Source organism: Alkalinema pantanalense CENA528, assembly GCF_050753345.1.
Classification (GTDB): Bacteria; Cyanobacteriota; Cyanobacteriia; order Leptolyngbyales; family Leptolyngbyaceae; genus Alkalinema; species Alkalinema pantanalense.
Genome location: NZ_JBLZFX010000002.1, coordinates 12893 through 33105 on the forward strand (window position 1 = coordinate 12893; position 20213 = coordinate 33105).

A 20213-nucleotide genomic window follows, 5' to 3' on the forward strand; every position below is an offset into this window, starting at 1 on the left:
GGCTCAATTACAGTAGGCTGACTTCACGATCGTTGGACTTGTCAAAAATTTGACAACACCAGGATCTCTATACAAGTCGGTAATGCCTAAGGTGAGAGTCTAGTTTTAGTCTAAGTAACCCATCAGAACAGCCGGTTCCGGATCAATGTTTTCATTAGAAAAGATGGGTCGATTACTCATCAACATGGCAGCCGAGAGAAGGGCAGGAGGGCTCACCAAAATGGGACGGTTTCCAGGCAACCCTGCATCACCGGACAGGTACTTCACCTCATCATAAAAGATGGGGCTATTTCCAGGGAGGAGCTCTGCAACCTTCAATCTGGAGGCCATAATGGGACGACCGTTCAGAATGGTGCCGAAGATAGCCAGGTTGCTGGATGCGATCGGACGGATTCCTGCGGACTGAATCGTGCCTGCTACTTCAAGTTCACTGGGCATAACAGGACGATCCATATAGGATGTGGACGGGCTACTGACGATCGCCGTTCCTTCCTGGACAGGTTGGGGCGTAATTTGGACGGTTTCCTCTTGACTCATCGCCTTTTCTCCTTGGGATGCCTGGGTAACAGCTTGGGGTTCTTGGGATTCTGCTGCTGCCTGTTGTTCGTCTACCTGTTGAGGTTCTTCAACAGAAGCAGCACTCTCTTCAGGGTGAGCAAAATCAACAGACTGAGCTACGGGTGAATCGACTGCAATGGGCTCTTCAGATGTTTCAGCTGCCACATTTTCCGTAGTAGGTTGTTCTGGGGTTGGTGCTTCCGATGTATCCGTAGAAGATGAATCGGCTTTTGCCGCAGAGGTACTGGCTGTTTTGCTGCGGCTGGTACTGGCAGATCTAGTTCTACGATTGGTCGCCATCGCCCCTTCCTTCTTAAAATGCGACTGAGCTAAAAACAACGATTATGAGAGCAAATTCTCAAATGCAGTTTAATCAAACATTATAAAGATAAAGCGGTACGCTCCTGCGATCGTGACTGCGTAGCAGATCTTATTGCACTAATCATCCAATTAAATCAATGCCTATGGGATAAGCTGACAAGGCATCCGGATGGCAAAAAACTTTAAATGATAAAGGCTGAAGTCAGCAGAGAAAAACTCTGTCTACTTCAGCCTTATCCTGAGGGATGATTGCAAGTCATTAAAACTGCGAGTGAGGCAACTCTACTACTGCATTAAGCTACATCAATAGCCTAAGTGAACCGAGATTCGCAAATCGTCACGCTACTCGCGATTCCATCTCTCCCTGCAGTCCGTTACACGCTAGCAGCGACCTTGCTGGCTTCCTGAATCAGCCGTTCATAGGTGGCCCGCATTTTCACACCGGTTAACACTTGGAACAAACCCGTTCCATTGTTGGAACCAGGATATTCACGGTGTTGCAAAAGCAGTTCTGTGACTTCGCCGGGGTGCTTCGCAGAGGTGTTGCTCAGGTGCTTCTCAATGTAAATGACTTCATCCAACTTGTCGAACTGGCCATCTACTTCCAGTACCGATACACTGTTGCCATAGTATACATCTGGCCCGTAGTGCATCTTGATGCCGGGATAGGAGCAAGTTAGTTTACGTCCGCAGGGAATCCAATCGATCGTAGACCCTTCATCAAACAGGTAAGTCGGCTCAAAGCCTGACACACCATCCCGTTGGATCATTTGAACCCGCAGAACCTTCCGATCCTTGTCATCTTTGATCAAGTTCGTCGGCAGTACTCGGATCACCACATCAGCGTATTGCTTTTGCGGATCAATGTAAGCTTCAAAGTCAGGCTTCCGGGCATTAATGGCTTGCAGCACATCGTCGTAACTGTGGCCACGCTCAGCCATGTCGCGCTGAATCTTCCAAGCAATTTTGACTTCATCGTCAATATCAAGATAAACGCTGAAGTCCAACAAGCCTCTTACACGCTCGTCAAACAAAGGGTGTAGCCCTTCCACCACAATAATGTGGTTCGGATCAATATTTTCGGGCGGATCAATTTCGCCAGTCTCATGGTTGTAGATTGGCTTCATGATGCTCTTGCCGCTTTTCAGCGTCTTGATCTGCTCATACATCAGATCAAAGTTATTCGCACGGGGATCCAAAGCGGTAATCCCAGTTTCTTTGCGCTGCTTACGATCCAGACTGTGGTAGTCGTCGAGACAGATCACCGTTACAAAATCTTCCCCGAACAGATCGGTGATGCGGCGCAAAAACGTGGACTTACCGCAGCCGGAATCTCCAGCAACGCCGATGAGTACCACACGGTCTGGCTTAGTCATAGGTTTCCTCTAAACACGAAGTCGTCTGCTCAACTGACAATCCAAATCAGTTAAATTGGTATCACTGGGGAACAAAATCCCAAAACTGGCATGCTAACGGTATGCCAACGTCACCTTAATAAGCCTACAACAGAAGTCAGCCTGTTCATGATGGCAATTCTGTTCAGAACCGAGGCTACCTAGAACAAAACTGGGCCTCCAGTTCTTTACAAGCTTTACTAAGTATTTAGTACTACGAGCTAGGCCAGATTTTACCAGAAGCTTATTCATGGTCACAAGATTGACAGAAAGTTTGCCGAGGGGATTTACGGGAACTTCACGAAATTTGAGCGCATGATCCCACAAGATCTCTTAAGGTGTGCCTTGGAGGTCTTGGTCGTAGTACCACAATGAGTCACAATACTTAATAAGAAATAAGAGACTTAGGTTAGGTTCGGAGAAATTCTCGAAATGTTTAATTCCAGCGCAAGCGGCAGCCAGTCGGCTGGCAGTCGGATGTATCGATACGAAGTGGTAGGGCTGCTCGGTGGACGCGAAAGCGGTTCTACGTTCTTCAATGTGTCCTACGATCGCATGTCCAGCTTCGTGCAGCAGATTTCCCGTCGTGGTGGCAAAATCGTGAGTATCCAGCCTTTGGATGGGACTCAGGGGCCAGCGGTGTCTACTTTTGTTCCTGCTGCACAGACAACTCCTGCTGTGGTGTCTGAAACTAAGGCAGAAGCGCCTAAGTCAGAGAAAAAAGCCGTGGCACACGAAGAGGTACGGGTTAACACCTATCGTCCGAATAATCCGCTTACTGGCAAAGTCGTCTCCAATGAGGCTTTGGTGGGTAACGGTGGTGTGGGAATTGTGCAACACATCAAGTTTGATATTGATGGTAGCGATCTGAAGTACGTTGAAGGGCAAAGTATCGGGATCATCCCGCCGGGAATCGATGCGAAGGGCAAGCCTCATAAGCTACGCCTTTACTCGATCGCCTCTACCCGCCATGGAGATGACGTAGACGACAAAACCGTTTCGCTTTGCGTTCGTCAATTGGAATACAAGAATGAAGCCGGAGAAACGATCTACGGTGTTTGTTCTACCTTCCTGTGTAACCTGAAGAAAGGGGATGAGGTGCAAATTACTGGCCCAACTGGGAAAGAAATGCTTCTCCCCCCCGATGAAGATGCCAACGTCATCATGTTTGCAACGGGTACAGGGATTGCACCTATGCGAGCCTACCTATGGCGGATGTTCAAAGATAAAGAGCGTGAAGCCAACCCCCATTACCAATTTAAGGGTTTTGCTTGGTTGGTCTTCGGGGTTCCGACTAGCCCCAACATTCTCTACCGGGAAGAGTTGGAAGAAATGCAAACCCGCTATCCCGAAAACTTCCGTCTCACCTACGCCATCAGCCGTGAGCAACAAAACCAAGAGGGTGGTCGGATGTACATCCAACACCGAGTGGCTGAAAACGCGGTTGAACTTTGGAGTCTTCTAAAGAATCCCAAAACCCATACTTACATTTGTGGGTTACGTGGTATGGAACCAGGGATTGAAGAGGCTTTGGGCGCTGAAGCTGCTAAAGAAGGCATCGTCTGGAAGGAATATGTCCGCCAGATGAAAAAAGAAGAGCGTTGGCACGTTGAGACTTACTAACCCAAATGCAGCCTAGTCTTGCCTCCAAAGTGACCGCTGAAGACTAGTCTCGTTGTTCAGATTAAGGGATACTTCATTACGAGGTGTCCTTTTTTTATGGAAAATTGCTGGGAATTGCCAAGGAGCCAATCCCAGCAAACCGCTCTGAACAAAGTGTTGTTTGAGCAAAGCGTTATCTGTAGACAGCGTTATTTGAACAAGCTTGTCATATTTTTATGTTCTCCCTAACTTGATTGAGAAGGACGTCATGCACTCATCGGATTTGCCCCAGGATCTTGAACAAACTGCAGCGGATTTAAAGCTGACTGAAGAGCAGTATCAGCGGAAAATGCAGCGCCGTAAAGCTGTGCAGGAAAAGCGACTTGCAGAGAAAAATCGAGAAAAAGGACTGATTATTGTTCATACCGGGAACGGTAAAGGGAAAACAACGGCGGCCTTGGGGATGGTTTTACGATCGCTGGGCCATGGGTATAAAGTCGCGATCGTGCAGTTTATTAAAGGGGCTTGGGAGCCTGCGGAAAAAGCAGCCTTTGCCCCTTGGGGAGAGCAATTGGAGTTCCATGCCATGGGAGAAGGGTTTACCTGGGAAACCCAAGATCGCGATCGGGATATCCAAATGGCTCAGGCTGCATGGCAAAAGGCTCAGGAATTTATCTGCCATCCGGATTATCAGTTGGTGCTGCTGGACGAAATTAATATTGCTCTGAAGCTAGGTTATCTGAGTGGTACGCAGGTTCTACAAGGATTGCAGCACAAACTATACGATCAACATGTCATTTTGACGGGGCGGGGTGCGCCTAATGAGATCATTCATGCAGCCGATCTGGTGACAGAGATGACGTTGGTCAAGCACCCTTTTAAAGAACAAGGGGTAAAGGCACAGCCCGGAATTGAGTTCTAGGGACTGAGTTTGTCATCATGGTTTCATGCCTTCGGATAAAATTTCGCCTAAATTGGTACGAGCGTTCAGTTCGAGCTAACAATTGGGGAAAGTTACGGAAATGGGAGCAGTAATAATTCCGATCGTGGTCTTCCCAACTTCAAGACCTTTACCAATCAACTTCAAAATATCTACAAATCAAATTCCGAGTTAACGCTGATTAATCGGATGATTGGCTGCTATTACAATAACGGGCAACGTTGTCTTGACAATAAGGCGCGTGCCCTGAAGATGTATAAACCATAGAGTAGATTTGCTGCTCTTCTGGGAGTATTTGCGTCCCTTTTTGAAATAAATCTTTCTTCCTGGGGCACACTAACCCTTGGAAAGCCGTCGAACCATCTGCCATCTTACAAGGCCACAGCTATGCCTTCTAACCTGAACAATAACTCCTTTGCTACTGCTACTGATATTGCTACTACGGCAGGATCTTCGCCACTTTCAGGTTCTCTCAGTGCTACTGGGGGCGATCCGGTTGACTATTATCGCTTTTCGCTGTCGAGTGGTAGCAACCTGAAAATTGTTTTGAACGGGTTGACTGGAGATGCCAAACTGTCGCTCTACCGCACCACTGGAGCAGTGGCTACAGAGAGTGATGCGGTCCAAAACCTGCCGACTAACAATCAAGGTCGCCTCAGTGATGTAATTGTTTTGAACGATGCAGCAGCGGTTGCTGGAACTTACTACCTCAAAGTTGATCTTGATCCGAGTGCAACTTCTGCGGACTATAACTTATCCGTGGTGACCAGTAGCTCAGACTCTTCTGGTAGCGTTCTATGGCGGAATCAAGCGGGAAACTTCTTTTCCCCTTGGAAGATTCAAGATACAACGGTAGTCGGAGCTGCGCCTCGCACCATCAGTAGCGATTACACCCTAATCGGCTCAGGGGATTTTGATGGGGACGGAGTCAGTGATTTGTTCTGGCGGAACTTGAACCCCAAATCTGCTGATTATGGGCTTGCTGTAGTTTGGTGGACTCGGGATGGCATGAGCGAAGGAGTTGGCTCTGGCCCCATTAGAGATAGCCTGGGTAATGTAATTAAGGTGGGCCAAGAATGGGTTGTTCAAGCACTGCAGGACTTAGATGGAAATGGGACTGCAGATATTCTGTGGCGTAACTTGGCTTCTGGGGATGTGGTGACCTGGTTACTCAGTAAGGATTCCACTTCTGGAGGACCCAGAATTAGTGGTGGAGCTATTTTGAACCAAGGGCTAGGGTTTTCTTTGCCAGAGTCGGCGGGCTGGGATATTGTTGGCGTCAATAACATAGATGGTCAGTACGGTTCTGATATTCTCTGGCTCAATCGATTCTCTAATCAAGTTGCTATCTGGACATTGACAGGTACTTCGATTCTCGATCGTCCAGTTTTGCCGGTTCAGCCCCCCTTGGACTATAAGGTGATTGGATTTACGGATGTTACGGGGGATGGTAAGGCAGATATTATCTGGCGCAGTGAACAGCGCAATCAATTAGTCATCTGGAAAATGAATGGTAATACCCGGGAGAAGGACATTACCTATTCTGTTCCAGCCGCCTATAAAGTTGTGGCTACGAAGGATCTGGATGGTGATGGAATTTCGGATATCCTTTGGCGCAATACCTCCAATGGGGCTACCATCACCTACGGTTGGTTGATGGGTGGTGGGACAGATGGCTTGAGTCGGAAAGCAGAAGGCCAGATTACTCGATCTAATGGTAGTATCCCCTCTCCCAGCTCTGCCTATGAAGTCATGGGGGTGCAGGACTTTGATGGTTCCAGCAATACGACGACCAGTATTCTGTGGCGGGGTAGCGGTGGGGATGTTTACATCTGGAAAATGAATGGGTTGACGTTAGTTGAGGATAAACAAATTGCACCTACGGGGGCTGTTGGAACGGTGTTTCAATTGCCTAGTATGAATTACGGAGCCTATAAGGATCCTCAATTCGGTTCCATTCAAATTAATAGTACTTTCCAGACGATTGGGGGTTCCAGTGCTGCGGAGGCTTTCGATATTGGCGTTCTAAATAATAAGGGAGCCTATCAAGATACCGTCAGCAACCGCAACAATAAAACTGACTGGTACAAATTCAAGGTACTGCAGTCAACGGACTTTAAGGCGTCGGATGGCAATAGTTCTATCTCCCTGGAACTCTTTAAGGCGGATGCCAATGGCAATCTGACGACTACAGCTGTTCCCTATCCAACGGAAGGGAGTACCATCACATTGGAGACAGGAACTTACTACCTTAAGGTGAATGCAGGCGGGGTTGCCAATGGTTTGCTGCCCTATACGTTAAATATTGAAGGGATCCCGAGAACCGTTGATGTCTTTGGGATCAACTTTAGGCTTGCAGAAACTACAGCAACGACAGCCCCAACCGATAATACGATCTTCTCAACGGATCTTCTGACGGTGACCAATACCAGTGCTCCGGAACAGAAGACAGTACGATCGTTCTTAACCATCAAGAATGGTGGAACGGTGAAGACGGGTAGCTTTACGGTGAAGTACTATCTGTCTCGGACTGCGACGATCGATCCAGGTAATACCAGCACTATTCTGTTGAAAACGGTTGATGTCACCAATGGTGTTGATCCAGCAGTTGCAGGAAGCCAAGATCCAAATACTGGAACCATTACTCTTACAGAAGACTTAGTCCTACCGGATGGCCAGAACGTTGATCCGAAGAAATTCTGGACTCGAGATGCGGGTACCTACTACATTGGTGCCGTCATTGATGCCGATGACAGTCTGGTAGAAGGAGCTGAAGGTGAGCTGAACAATAGCAACCGAGGCAACTTCTTGGATTCTTCGAGCTTTGTGGCAAATAATGTACAAGTGTTTGAACTGGTGGGGCAATCCTTTAGTCTAGCCAACCCAACAGTCTATGATTTCGTGAATAGCTTCTTCACAGTCAACTATAGTGTGCAAAACCAAGGCCGTCGCGCAATCACTGACAACAACAAGTTCAATATCCAGTTTGTTCTCTCGAAGGACAATATTATTGGGAATAGCGATGATAGCATCCTAGCTAGTGAGGTGGCTGAGCTTGGAAATCTCCCAGGAAGTACCTCCTCTGGCCCTGGAACCTCAGGTCCTCAAACCCGAATTATCTTCTTACCCGATTCTGGGGATGCCTTCTGGAACCAATATAGTGGTGGTGGTACCCAGACAGTCTATATAGGGATGAGGATTGATAGCGGCAACTTGATTGAAGAGTCGGTGGAAGACAACAACTTTAGCCAAGGTCTAGGTATCGATTTTGCTAGCTTCCAAATGAACTTAAGTGCTTCTTAGACCATGAACAGCTTCTTAGTCAAACTGTTGAAGTAAAGTCTACGCATTTCCTTAGGGGACGCCAAATGGGTGTCCCCTATTTTTCTGGCTTCAGGAGTGCTTTAATGACAGTCCGTGTGTTTTTGAGGGAATAACCTGTGGTGCTTCAAGATCTTCAGCCTATAGCAGCGATCGCGACGACTCCGGCGGCGGCTCGTTGTTTGTTAGGGCTTGTCCGATCTAGGGCAGGAATCACCCTATGGTTACCGCAAACGCTGCAATCCCAAATAACGGAGACAGATCTGGCTGGGGGAACTATTGGCTTTTATGAAGGCTCCCTGCGCAAGCATGTGGGCAAAATTTGGTCGCAGTACCGCAGTTTTGTTTTTGGATTAGCAACGGGTGCAGTGGTGCGATTAATTGCGCCGTTGTTACAAGATAAAGCGATCGATCCGGCGATCGTGGTTGTGGACGAATCGGGACAGTTTGTGATTAGCCTTTGTGGAGGGCATCAGGCCGGGGCCGATCAACTGACTCGGTTCCTGGCCCACACCTTAGGGGCAACGCCCGTATTAACCGGAAGTGCAAACAATGCAGATTTACCCGGCATTGATGTGATAGGACAGCCCTTTGGGTGGCAGAAAGGTACGGGTGATTGGACGGGGGTGAGTGCGGCGATCGCGCGAGGCGATCGGGTGCAAGTATTACAGGATTCCGGTTGCGATTTATGGGCAGGGAGTTTGCCAGAAAATCATCCCTTTGTCTGGGGAGAACCGGAATATAGCGCCGAAACCCAACCGGACTTTTCAGCGCAAGCACGAGTATGGATCAGCTATCGCCAACGGCAGTTTGCACCTAAGTCTGACTTCCCTAAGGTGCAATGGCATCCTAGAGTTCTTTGGGTCGGGATTGGGTGTGAACGGGGAACCCCGCGATCGGTCATTGAAGCAGGGATACAGAAAGTACTACAAGCAAATCATCTGGCGGAAGGGGCGATCGCGGGATTGGCAACGATCGACTTGAAGGCAGATGAGGGGGGGCTGATGGAATTAGCGACCGATCGTTCCTATCCCTTGCAGTGTTTTACAGCGGAACAGTTACAACGAGTAGAAGTCCCAACGCCATCAGACATCGTGGCTGCTGAAGTTGGAACACCCAGCGTGGCAGAAGCAGCGGCGCTATTGGCAGCTCAAACGACAGATTTAGCGAATTTACTAGTCAAGAAACAGATTTTTCGGCAGGAAGGTCAACCGGGAGCCGTGACGATTGCAATTGCGGTTGCCGATCGAGAATATACCGGACGCCTCGGGACACTGTGGTTGGTGGGAACGGGCCCTGGCAATTTGGATCAAATCACGCCTGCGGCGAAGGGCGCTATTAGTCAAGCAGATGTCGTGATTGGGTATTCGCTCTACATTGACCTAATTCGGCCCTTATTACGGCCTGGACAAATCGTAGAGGCTTCACCCATTACCCAGGAACGTCAGCGGGCAGAGCGGGCGATTGAACTAGCCAATTGGGGCTTAACCGTGGCAATCATTTCCTCAGGGGATTGTGGGATCTATGCCATGGGGGGATTGGTACTGGAGGTGTTGCAGGGACAGGGTTGGGATGGCGTCACGCCAGAGCTGCAGGTGTTTCCAGGCATTAGTGCCCTGCAAGCGGCAGCTTCGCGGGTGGGAGCCCCGTTGATGCATGACTTTTGTGCCATTAGCTTAAGCAATTTGCTCACCCCGTGGGATGTAATTGAAAAACGGTTAACGGCAGCGGCGCAGGCTGACTTTGTGACCGCTTTCTACAATCCCAAATCCCAAACGCGGACGGAACAAATTGAAATTGCCCAGCGCGTTTTTCTAAAATTTCGATCGCCGGAGACCCCTGTAGCCCTAGTGAGATCAGTCTATCGCCCCGATGAGGAAATTCGGATTACAACCTTGGCACAGATGCTGGATGCACCGATCGACATGCTAACCACCGTGATTATCGGCAATCAAAGTACCCGTTTTTACCAAGGCTGGGTGATTACCCCACGTGGATACCTAGGATTCCAGTAACATGCCTCACCAGATAGTAGGTGTGGTATTGACAGTAGGTGCGGTATTTCACGCTGCCGGTCACCCCTGACCAGATTTGCTTCGATCGTAAACTTGGCGGCAGCAATGGCCGAAGCGTAGGTTGAACCGATGGGTTGAACTTGATGTCCCTAATGTGAGAGTGCCAGGGGGCGCGCGCGACTACCGCGCGACTACGAGGGGCCATGAGCTTGGCAGGGGATGCAAGATTGCCGGGGCAATTGTGCCTTACTTTACATTGTTGTTTGAAGAGATTCGGTACAAAGGAGGAGTTTGCAAAAATGTTTCAATTAAATAATTTTTAAACTCCGCTTCTTATGCCTATCGTCACTCTCTTCCCCTTGGCTAGGCTCCCGTGAATCCCATCAATCTTTCTCGGCAAATCAATGCAGCGATCGTCAATGTCAGTGGTCGCCAACGTATGTTGACCCAGCGCATAGCCTGTCTGGCATTGCAGTGGATCTGTGCAACTGATTCTCAGCAATCTGCTGCCTTACAGCAAGATCTTCACCATTCGATGGATTTGATGGAGCGATCGCACCTTGGGCTCCTGCACGGCGATGCACAATTGAATTTACCTGGCTCCCCTTCTGAGGCGGTTTTGGCGCTGTATTTTGAGCCCCCGGTACAACTGCATCATCTGATCTATACATATATTACCAATGTCCGTACGCTCTTGTTATTACCTGAAGAGCAACGCTCGATTGAACATCCTCTTCTACAAGAAATTCTCGCTACCGCAAACAATGATTTATTAACTGCCCTAGATTGTGTTGTCCATCAATATGAAAAAGAAAGTGATATCGAACAGGCAACGATCGCAGATCAGTTAGTGTATCTCTATCAAAGTAGTTTGAGTGCTGCAGAAACGGCTAAACAGCAGGCCAAGCAATTGGAAGGGATTTTAACTGATTTGCATCAGACGCAAACCCAACTTTTGCAAGCTGAAAAGATGTCCGGTTTAGGGCAATTGGTGGCGGGAATTGCCCACGAAATTAATAATCCGGTGAATTTTATCCATGGCAACCTCACTCATGTTTCGCAGTATACAAAGGATTTGCTAGCGTTAATCGAACTCTATGAGCGATCTTCATCCACTACCGAAATTCAAGCCCATCGGGATGAAATCGATTTTGAATTTCTCAAAGCGGATTTACCTGAAGTTTTAAACTCGATGTACAGTGGAACCGATCGGGTTCGTCAGTTGGTTTTATCCCTACGCAACTTCTCCCGCTTGGATGAAGCAGAGTTAAAAGATGTGGATCTCCACGAAGGCTTGGAAAGTACGTTGTTGATTCTACGCCATCGCTGCAAACCAGTCATGCGCTGGCCAGGGATTCAAATTCAGCGACATTATGCAGACTTGCCAGAAGTGACTTGTAATCCTGGCCGGATTAATCAAGTCTTTATGAATCTACTCAGTAATGCTTTAGACGCCCTAGAAGAGTATGGTAGGCAAAGGCCGGAACTCTATTCTGAAAAATCTCCTCCAACCATTACGATCCATACCGCAGTACAACACGATCGGGTCGTTATCCGCATTTGTGACAATGGCCCAGGTATCCCCGAATCCGTGCAAATGAGGGTGTTTGATCCCTTTTTCACCACAAAGCCGATCGGGCAAGGAACCGGCTTGGGGTTGTCAATTTGCTATCAAATCATTGATTCTCACCAAGGCCAATTAAGTTGCCATTCTGTTCTGGGTCAGGGGACGGAGTTTCGGATTGAACTCCCTGTCATGGGGTCGCTGATCCAACCAATTATGCCCGATGGGCTCCTGTCTGGAGGCTCAACGACTCTTGCGACAAAGATCCCCAACCATTTTCCTTTGGCGGGATCGTCGTGGACATCCTCCACTGACATGATGGAAAATTCTGCGATCGTTGCCTCTTCATCCCAGCGCAATAGCCCACTACACTGGGAGAGGACGAATTCTCTTAATATCGCGTCATGAAGTTTAGGTTGCTCTCGAATCTCTTAGTGGTGGGTTGCGATCGCTGGCGGCAACAGCTCTGTGCAGTGATCGCGATCGGAATAATGGTAGTGGGTTGCTTGGGTTGGAGTCCCTCCGCTCAAGCAGCAGCTTCAGCAGCAGCGAGTGGAAATCCCTTGGCAGAAGAAGGGACAACCTTAGCAGGACGCAATCTGACAGGAGCGAACCTGGAACAAGCGGAGTTTGCCAATGCGAATTTAAATGATACCAATTTTAGCCAAGCCAATTTGGTAGGCGCTGTCTTTAGTACCTCTACGTTCACTGGAACTGTGTTTCGGGGGGCAGATTTGACTCAATCAATTTTTGACCAAGTCCGCTTATATAACGTGGATTTGCAAGATGCGAACCTGACAGATGCCATGTTACTACGGACAGAGTTTAATGATGTGACGATTACCGGAGCCGATTTTACCGGAGCGATTCTAACGGCGTTGCAAGTGAAGCAACTGTGCGCGATCGCCGCTGGGACAAACTCACAGACAGGTGTGGATACTCGAGAATCCTTAGGTTGCCGAGGATAGGGCCGAGGCTAAATCAGATACTAGAACGGGAATGATCAAACCCGCAGTTCTGGGATAGGAAGTAGATGGGAAACGTCGCTTTCTATCCTAATTTTTTAGGAGAGTTTTATGGATCTGCGGGCTGGGGGGTAGCGAGGTAAAGGTTAGTCTGATATTGGATATGGACTTGGCCTTGATGGTTGGCAAATCGATGGTAGAACTGCGTCAGATCAGCCATGAGCCGATCGTGGGTTTCCCCCGTCAGCGGCACGTAGGAACGACTTTTTGCAAGGCCCAATAAACCTACAAGATCTAACGATTGAGCATGGGCAATGGCGTAGTGTTGCGTGTGGGTAAAGAGCGGAGATTGATAGAGCGGTTGAGGATTGTCGCGGCGTTCCGCTAGGTCAGGGATTGAACTAGCCTGTTTGACCAATTGGCCATACAGTGCGGTGAACTCGTCTGATCGATCGCGGTTGTTCCAAACAATGGCTACACGCCCCGTCGGTTTAAGAATCCGGTGAAATTCTGCCAAGGCCCGATCGGGCTGAAACCAATGGAAGGCTTGGAAGGCTGTCACCACGTCCATGGATGCTGTGGGCAGTCCTGTAGCTTCGGCAGTCCCGTCCCACAAGGTGATGGGAGGGCTGGCAGGGCCAGCGGAATCGACTGATGCATTGAACTGCCCCGTGGCCTGCTGTCCCATTGCGCGCATGGCGGCGTTGGGTTCTACGGCCCAGACTTGCAAACCTCGATCGGCCAATAACCGTGCGGAAATTCCAGTCCCTGCACCAATATCGGCGGCAGTCGGTTGGGGGTGGGTGGCGGCGTTTTCTAAGGCACTGAAATCTAGGGCAAGGTGGCTCAAGATTCGATCGATCACCGCAGCAGGATAACTGGGGCGAGAGTGGTGATAGTCGCTGGCACGATCGCTGAACCGTCCGGTGGGATTGAGTTCGTAGGCAGGAATTGGGTTAGTCATAGGGGCATCAAGAAATTCTAGGGAATCTTTAGGTTACGTTTAGCTTTGGTACTGACGATCGATCTCAGGCCATGTCTACAATCAGATTATCCAATCATCCACGTCATCTGTAGGGCATGGGCTTAACCCGCACCTCAATCAATTGTCCTATTGCAAGATGGGTAGGTGGTATTTTCCATTTAATCAGTTGTTAATTATGGTCAGCTTTCTGAGTTATTTAATTGGGCTGGTTTTGCTCGCTTCTTTATCAGGTTTTAAGATCGATCGGGAATATCAACGGGGCGTTATTTTTCGGTTGGGACGATCAAAGGGTGTGATGGGGCCGGGACTGTACTGGATTATTCCCATGGTTGATCAGAAGGTTCGGGTGGATGTGCGCACTTGCACGGTCAGTATTGAGCCCCAGGAAACAGTGACAGCCGATAGTGTGACCATCCGGGTCAATGCAGTGTTGTATTACCGAATCTTGGATGCAGCCAAGGCTATCAACCGGGTACAGAGTTATGAATTAGCCGTTTATCAAACAGCATTGACAACACTGAGAAATGTTGTAGGCCAAAACATTTTGGATGATGTTTTGCAGAATCGCGACAAAATTAACTTAAGGGTTCAGGAAATTGTAGATGAAGTCACGGAACCTTGGGGGATTGTCATTGAACGGGTAGAAATCAAGGATGTGGAAATTCCAACAAGTATGCAACGGGCAATGGCGAAGGAGGCAGAAGCGATTCGAGAGAAACGGGCACGGTTAATTAAGGCCGCGGCTGAGCAGGAAGCCTCGATTAAGCTAGCAGAAGCCTCCCAGAACATTGCCCTGAATCCCGCCGCTCTAGAGTTACGCCGGTTACAAATGCTAACGGAAGTGGGTACGGAGAATAACACAACGACGATCGTGATGATTCCATCCGATGTCATTAACCTAGCGAACCGCCTAGCCAATCCTACCCCCCAATCGAATCCCTCCAATGCAGCAATCCCTCATCCCGATCTAGCCGAGGAAACCCGATAGTCATGATGCCAACACAGTGTTGTGATGGGTTGCGATGCGAGGGTATTGACTCGGTTAGAAGCGCTAGAAGCCAGATCAATGACTCTCCTATCGGGATTTACGAATGCGCCTTGACCGGAATAGTGGGATCGAGGCGATCAGCGTCCAATTTGAGCTCAACCATGAAGTACGGTAAACTCCTCTACGGTTTCTAGGGAGAATTCCGATAGGATGAAGCTGTTGGTGCACTGGAGGAATTTTTAAGAATGCAAAGCTCATATGATTCCGGTAAACGCAGCTTACTTTCCCTGATTTGTCATGGATTTACCTTGGCTGGGGTTTCGGTCATCACCATTTTTGCCCCGATCGTGGTTTTGATGATTTCTGACGATCCTGTTGTGAAAGCCAATGCCAAGGAGTCGATCAATTTCCACTTGAATATTTGGTTCTGGGCCAGTGTGATTGGTGGAATTTATGGTGTGTTGTCATTCCTGACATTTGGAATTTTGGGAATCTTGCTCTTTCCAATGATTGCCTTTGGATTCCTGTGGCACTTTGGTTGGTCGATCGTCGCGATTGTCAAAACCTTGGCGAATCCCGACGAACCCTTCCGCTATCCCTTCATTTTCCGAGTTCTGTAAGGGCGACCAGCCTGACAGAGTGGTTTAAAAAATTGCGATTTAGGTGGATTAATAAATCACCATCCAAGGGGGCTAGCCCCTTTTTTTATTGAAGCCCATGTATTTTTGCGATCGTGGGTTTGGGATGCTTGTGAATGACTGTTTCGGTCTCAACCCTTCCAAAGGGAGATCTCTCACGGTTTAGGCTACTACACAAGAGATTAGGGAACAGCGTACAAAAAAATCCCCAGGAAACGGGAGTGGACGGGGCAGGGTAGATGCACAGGAATCTAATGTCTCAGCAAATTCCTTAACGTGTCCAGGTTTGATCCATTTGCATAACCTGGGCAATTTCCGTTCCCGTTGATCGGGGTATTCGCCGAAACTGTCCTTTTTGGCGCGTCCAGGTCTGATCAACCACAATCGCTTGGGCGATCGCGTCCATGCGGCGAGCTTGGTCATGGCGAATAAACGACTCATTATTACCCAAACCGGGGGCATCCCATTGCTGTGTATCTGGGTGCCGATAGGAATTGACCCGTGCCTCTAGAATGGCCGCTTCTCCGGATAATCCGTCCTGCTTGGCTGCTTTCAGCTGCTCCACATAGCCACCTCGATCGAGGGCCGCTAGGGGGGCTTGGTTGGCTAAGTCAATGGCATTCAACCGTTCCTGCAACCCCAACTTCATCCCATACTGCACTGCCCGTTCCCGAATGATTTGGTCTTGTCGTTGCAGGCGACGCAGTTGGCGATCGTCGGCATTTTCCGGAGATGCTGCGCCGTGCTGATAGGAAAAACTGCCCAGATTCCACTGCGCATTGCCGGGGTCAACATGGCCGTAGTAGGCTGGATTCTTGCCACCGTCGGGACGGCGGGTTCCTTCGGCGCTGCCCACCGCCCGCGCCACCAGCGAGTTCTCACCACCCGCAAAAATGGCATTATCATCACTGGCTGTCGTCGATTCTACGGGTTGGGCAGTTGTACGATCGGCTCTGGGCAATGATTGGACGGTTGAACGATCGGCACGAGCAATGGGTAAACTGGACTCCGTTGGAAAGCTGACCACTTCGGAATCAGAAGGGATGGATGGATGGGGAGATGATTGCCGAACAACTGGTGTGGGCTGTGGTGTGGGTCGGAGTGGTGTCCCATTGGATGGATACGGGGGCGTGAGTTGTGCCCGCGGTTGTTGCAGTGCAGCCGATGGCTCAAAGTCAGTCGCATCAAACCCGACAATGCCCTCTGCTCGAGCGGAATAGCTAGTTCCTAGAAATAACGACCAACAACTGAGCAATACTAACAACGATTGCTGTACTTTGCCATGAACAATTTGCCAGTCGATAATCCATTTCATGAGGCTTTTAGCGTTTTCTCTAAAATTGTTTTTGAGGGTTCCACAATGGCCCAAGTGCCATTTGGTTGTTTACGGAGGGCAGCAAACTGGAGCGTTTCACCACTCCCGATCGTTTCACCTTGACGCACCTTGCCTAGTTTTGGAGACTGGATACCACAAAATCGAAATTTATAGGATGGGACTTCTGGGCTATCGAAGTACAAACAACGACGTTGATCGAGTTGAGTATCACCATTGAATGGAGCATAAATCGATCGGCCTTGCAGTGCGATCGAAATATCACCCAACCCACCTGTGACTTCGTACCCTGCAACCCGATCTCCAGGACTTAACTCCCAATTTTGGTACAGTTTAATATCGACAATAGGAAGGGGCGTTTCTTTGGCACAGCTAGCTAAAAAGCCGACGAAAATTATAAGAATAATCAATACAGACGAAGGTGGCATAAACAGATAGATAACAAGCTAGAAACAGGTTGAAAACAAAACAGAAATAAGTTTGGAATGCTTGAATGCTCCTGATAAAAGTTGATTCAGGCGGTTGAAAAGTCCTCTTGAAATCAATTAGAACGCAAAGGTTTCAAAGAACGAATGGATTAGGATGTTAATGGGTCAGGAAGCGATAGCCCATGTAGCGATCGCCCTCATACAACACGATGAGCCACGTTTTAGGATCAGAGGCCAAGGGATAGACCACACGCTCGGCTTTGGTGCCTGTGCGGATTTGTAGACTGGCAAGATAGCAGTAGGGTTTCGGCAGAGTTTTTGTCACTTGAGGCCGAGTAGTCCCTTCAGGAATCGTCAAAAATTGTCCCAACTGTTGCCGAGAAATTTGTGCTTTGGGCTCTACCACTTGCACGCAACGATCGGCGATCGAAGATTGTCCAACTGCGAAAAAGAGTTTTGAGTCCAAACAAAGGCCCAGCGTGAGAATGGCAGTCCCTCCAGCCAAGAGTTGTTTTGGGCTCCAGGCTAAATTTGGCTTGTGTAAAAGGGATTGCCAGTGAAATGATCTCCAAGTTGATTGTTCCATTCGCGATCGCATCATTGAAAAACCCTCCGTAGCGAAACTAAAACTGACGAAAAGAGACTGCTCAGGATTGCGCTAGACTTTTGAACCTAGAAATAGTCCTAATGTCACCAGCAACAATCGATAAATTACGGTAGTACTCGATTGGGGGACGAAAAATGCTAAGTAAGCTGCCACGATCGCGGGTAATAACATCACCAGGGTTAACGGCACTGCCAAGCTTGGGATGAATACGATGATGCCTTGAATGCCCAGTCGAATCCCCGTAGCAGTTAATGTCCACAGTAGAGCATCGATCGCAATCGTGACAGGCTGCTTGGAAATGGGCAATAGAAGGAGGCATCACCGTAGCAGCCGTGACAATTAGGGAGGGTTTAACCGCTTTGCTAGCGTGGGCAGAAGCGGAATAGGGGGCGATCGGCTGGGATCGGGAAACAAAGCTCGGTTTAGCGAGGGGTTGCGAATCTGAGGAATTGGGAACCTCGGACGTTTTTACACTGGAGGACCCATGGGCTGCTGTGGGCTGGGCTGCACTGGATGGTGCTGACGGGCGATCGGCAGAGCTCCAATCATCAAGGCGTGGATGGGGCATCGGGGATTTCGCAACTTGGGACTGCTGAACTGTATGAGATCGAGAGAGTGCTTGCATTTGCTGGGAGAGTTTGCGTAGTTCTCCCAGGTTTGAGTCCAGCGCTGCGGACTGCTGATTCATGGTCGCAATTTGCGTTTGCATAACTTCTAACTGCTGCCGAAAATCCTTAATTTGCTCGAGAACTTGACTAGAGGGAGCTGTCCACACGACTGGAGCGGGACTGGAGGGGAGCGGTTTCGTGGGTCGGCGAGTCTTTTGGGTTGGGGCTTTGGGGGTGGACATTGCACGGGAGCTTTTCCCTGGGGACATGTTCGCCTCGATCGCCTCCGCCCCATTCAAATTCGCCAGGGTGGCCTCCGTCACATTTTTGTCGATCGTCCGTTTGTCGATCGTTTTTGGGGTGGTCGTCTTTTTACTGGAGCGGCCTCGACGGGCAGCGGGTTTGGCAGGTTCTGTAGGTAATGCCTGGGCTGGCAGTACTGGTGGTAAGACGGGTGGCAATACCTGTGGCAATACCTGTGGTGATGACAGTGACTCAGTGGCTACATGCTTAACGCCCATTTCCCAAAAGTCCCCCTTACGAAACATTGAGTACCAGTACTCGCGTACTTAGTACTTCTGTACTATAGCAAGGTTCTTTTAAAATTGCAAACCCCCCAATCATCGTTTTTACCTTCGAGATTGAGGGGGAATGGACGGCAGTATTCAGGTTTGGACTGTGGTGAATACAGCATTGCAGCAATACCCCGATCGTGGAGTATGTCCAGCGTTAGTTGTTTGCGATCGCGCTGACTAAACGATCGATTTCTGCTTCGGTAGTGAAATAGTGGGTGCAAGCTCGGACGCAATTAGGATCGAGGAGTAGCCGCACTAAAATGCCCTGGGATTCTAGACTAGCCACTAATCCTTTGTGTTGGCCGGAGGCTAGCTGAAAGGATACCAGTCCCGATTCCGGGGGTGTTGTGCGTAGCGTTGTCACCTGAGGAATGGTTTGCAATTGTTCCCAAAGATAGCGACTGCGATCGCAGATTAACCCATAGCGTTCCGCTGCTGAGCCCAACTCCTGTTGCACCTGAAGGGCTGTAGCCACACCGGGATACAACACCACCGCTGACGTTGCCACTTCATAGCGCTTTCCACCCCCTTCCCAAGCCATTGGTTTGCCCTGGGCATTGGTGCGAATACTGCGCCAGCCAATAAACGTCGGACGCAACTCCTCTCGCACCTCAGGCCGCACGTAGAATCCGCCCACCCCCGCTGAACCGCACCACCATTTATGGCAAGTGAAGGCGTAGTAATCCGCTCCCAATGTGGTCAAATTCAGCGGCAAGACGCCCACCGACTGCGCCGCATCCACCAAAATCCGTACCCGATCGCTGTGACTGCGGCAAACAGCCACCATCCGCTCCAACGGCAACACCTGCCCCGTATTCCACAGGATATGGCTCAGCACCACTAGGCGTGTATTCGGGCGCAAATGGCTCGCCAGCGTCGCCACCGGATCACCTCCATTCAGCGTCGGCAACAGCGGACAGACTGATACCTCAATGGCAAACCGCTGCTGAAGCTCCTGGACGATCGCCAAGACACCCTGATGTTCACAATCTGTAATCAGTAAATGATCCCCCGATCGCCAATCCAGTCCCCACAGGGCAATATTGCACCCCACCGTGGTATCTTCCGTCAAAGTCACCGTATCCGGTGTTGTACCAATCTCTTGGGCGATCGTCCGCCGCAGGTCATCCGTCAGTTGCAAACTGTAGTCATAGGCCGCTTGGGAAAAGGGCGCGATTCGTTGTAACGTTTCCTGGGCCTGGGCCACAGCCTCCAACGCTCGCCGAGGCATTAGCCCCTGGCCGCCGTAGTTGAAGTAGGCGTACTGGTCGAGGAAGGGAAATTCTTGGCGATGGGTGAGAATCCGATCGAGGGTCATACACGCAGAAGCAACTTTCTGGCCTAAACTAGAGCATAAGTGAATCCCTGTAA

The 20213-nt window shown here is 49.5% G+C and carries 16 protein-coding genes; 8 read left to right on the forward strand and 8 right to left on the reverse strand.

The genetic code is table 11. The features are described from left to right. Positions 1–105 precede the first annotated feature (105 nt). Entirely contained in the window at positions 106–858 is a 753-nt protein-coding gene (locus ACN4EG_RS00795) for a hypothetical protein (RefSeq protein WP_431627200.1), read from the reverse strand. A gap of 395 nt (positions 859–1253) precedes the next feature. After that, positions 1254–2255 carry a phosphoribulokinase gene (locus ACN4EG_RS00800; RefSeq protein ID WP_431627202.1) on the reverse strand — a complete coding sequence of 334 codons (1002 nt, stop codon included), beginning with the start codon at positions 2253–2255 and terminating at the stop codon, positions 1254–1256. Positions 2256–2705: 450 nt separating this feature from the next. Between ACN4EG_RS00800 and petH the strand changes: the two genes are divergently transcribed. The 6 genes from petH to ACN4EG_RS00830 all read left to right on the forward strand — a co-directional run bounded on the left by petH (position 2706) and on the right by ACN4EG_RS00830 (position 12683). Next, positions 2706–3896: a ferredoxin--NADP reductase gene (gene petH, locus ACN4EG_RS00805; protein ID WP_431627203.1), complete on the forward strand. Its 1191-nt coding sequence runs from the start codon at positions 2706–2708 to the stop codon at positions 3894–3896. A 247-nt stretch (positions 3897–4143) separates the two neighbouring features. Further along, on the forward strand, positions 4144–4797 hold the full coding sequence (cobO, locus tag ACN4EG_RS00810; protein ID WP_431627205.1) for a cob(I)yrinic acid a,c-diamide adenosyltransferase: 654 nt from the start codon (positions 4144–4146) through the stop codon (positions 4795–4797). Between the two features lie 405 nt (positions 4798–5202). Next, positions 5203–8118 (forward strand): pre-peptidase C-terminal domain-containing protein, encoded by a 2916-nt coding sequence (locus tag ACN4EG_RS00815; protein ID WP_431627206.1) that lies wholly within the window; start codon positions 5203–5205, stop codon positions 8116–8118. Between the two features lie 137 nt (positions 8119–8255). Next, positions 8256–10151, forward strand: a complete 1896-nt coding sequence (gene cobJ / locus ACN4EG_RS00820; RefSeq protein ID WP_431627207.1) for a precorrin-3B C(17)-methyltransferase — start codon at positions 8256–8258, stop codon at positions 10149–10151. A 373-nt stretch (positions 10152–10524) separates the two neighbouring features. Next, a complete protein-coding gene (locus tag ACN4EG_RS00825) occupies positions 10525–12123 on the forward strand; it encodes an ATP-binding protein (RefSeq protein WP_431627209.1) in 1599 nt (532 codons plus the stop codon). After that, positions 12120–12683, forward strand: a complete 564-nt coding sequence (locus tag ACN4EG_RS00830; protein ID WP_431627211.1) for a pentapeptide repeat-containing protein — start codon at positions 12120–12122, stop codon at positions 12681–12683. The genes ACN4EG_RS00825 and ACN4EG_RS00830 overlap by 4 nt, the downstream gene beginning before the upstream one ends. 106 nt (positions 12684–12789) lie before the next feature. Here the strand turns inward: ACN4EG_RS00830 and ACN4EG_RS00835 are convergent, their stop codons facing one another. Further along, positions 12790–13644, reverse strand: a complete 855-nt coding sequence (locus ACN4EG_RS00835; protein ID WP_431627212.1) for a class I SAM-dependent methyltransferase — start codon at positions 13642–13644, stop codon at positions 12790–12792. A gap of 196 nt (positions 13645–13840) precedes the next feature. Between ACN4EG_RS00835 and ACN4EG_RS00840 the strand changes: the two genes are divergently transcribed. Both ACN4EG_RS00840 and ACN4EG_RS00845 read left to right on the forward strand, forming a co-directional pair. Continuing rightward, positions 13841–14653 (forward strand): slipin family protein, encoded by an 813-nt coding sequence (locus ACN4EG_RS00840; RefSeq protein WP_431627214.1) that lies wholly within the window; start codon positions 13841–13843, stop codon positions 14651–14653. 245 nt (positions 14654–14898) lie between these two features. Then, positions 14899–15273: a DUF4870 domain-containing protein gene (locus tag ACN4EG_RS00845; RefSeq protein WP_431627216.1), complete on the forward strand. Its 375-nt coding sequence runs from the start codon at positions 14899–14901 to the stop codon at positions 15271–15273. A 289-nt stretch (positions 15274–15562) separates the two neighbouring features. Here the strand turns inward: ACN4EG_RS00845 and ACN4EG_RS00850 are convergent, their stop codons facing one another. From ACN4EG_RS00850 to ACN4EG_RS00870, 5 genes are all read right to left on the reverse strand, one after another. Continuing rightward, positions 15563–16606: a hypothetical protein gene (locus ACN4EG_RS00850; protein WP_431627217.1), complete on the reverse strand. Its 1044-nt coding sequence runs from the start codon at positions 16604–16606 to the stop codon at positions 15563–15565. Then, on the reverse strand, positions 16603–17052 hold the full coding sequence (locus ACN4EG_RS00855) for a hypothetical protein (RefSeq protein ID WP_431627219.1): 450 nt from the start codon (positions 17050–17052) through the stop codon (positions 16603–16605). The genes ACN4EG_RS00850 and ACN4EG_RS00855 overlap by 4 nt, the downstream gene beginning before the upstream one ends. Positions 17053–17209: 157 nt before the next feature. Beyond that, positions 17210–17653, reverse strand: coding sequence for a hypothetical protein (locus ACN4EG_RS00860; protein ID WP_431627220.1), 444 nt, complete (start codon positions 17651–17653; stop codon positions 17210–17212). Between the two features lie 46 nt (positions 17654–17699). Continuing rightward, complete coding sequence (locus ACN4EG_RS00865) at positions 17700–18815, reverse strand: hypothetical protein (protein ID WP_431627221.1); 1116 nt, start codon at positions 18813–18815, stop codon at positions 17700–17702. Positions 18816–18996: 181 nt separating this feature from the next. After that, complete coding sequence (locus ACN4EG_RS00870) at positions 18997–20160, reverse strand: aminotransferase class V-fold PLP-dependent enzyme (RefSeq protein ID WP_431627223.1); 1164 nt, start codon at positions 20158–20160, stop codon at positions 18997–18999. Positions 20161–20213: the final 53 nt, after the last annotated feature.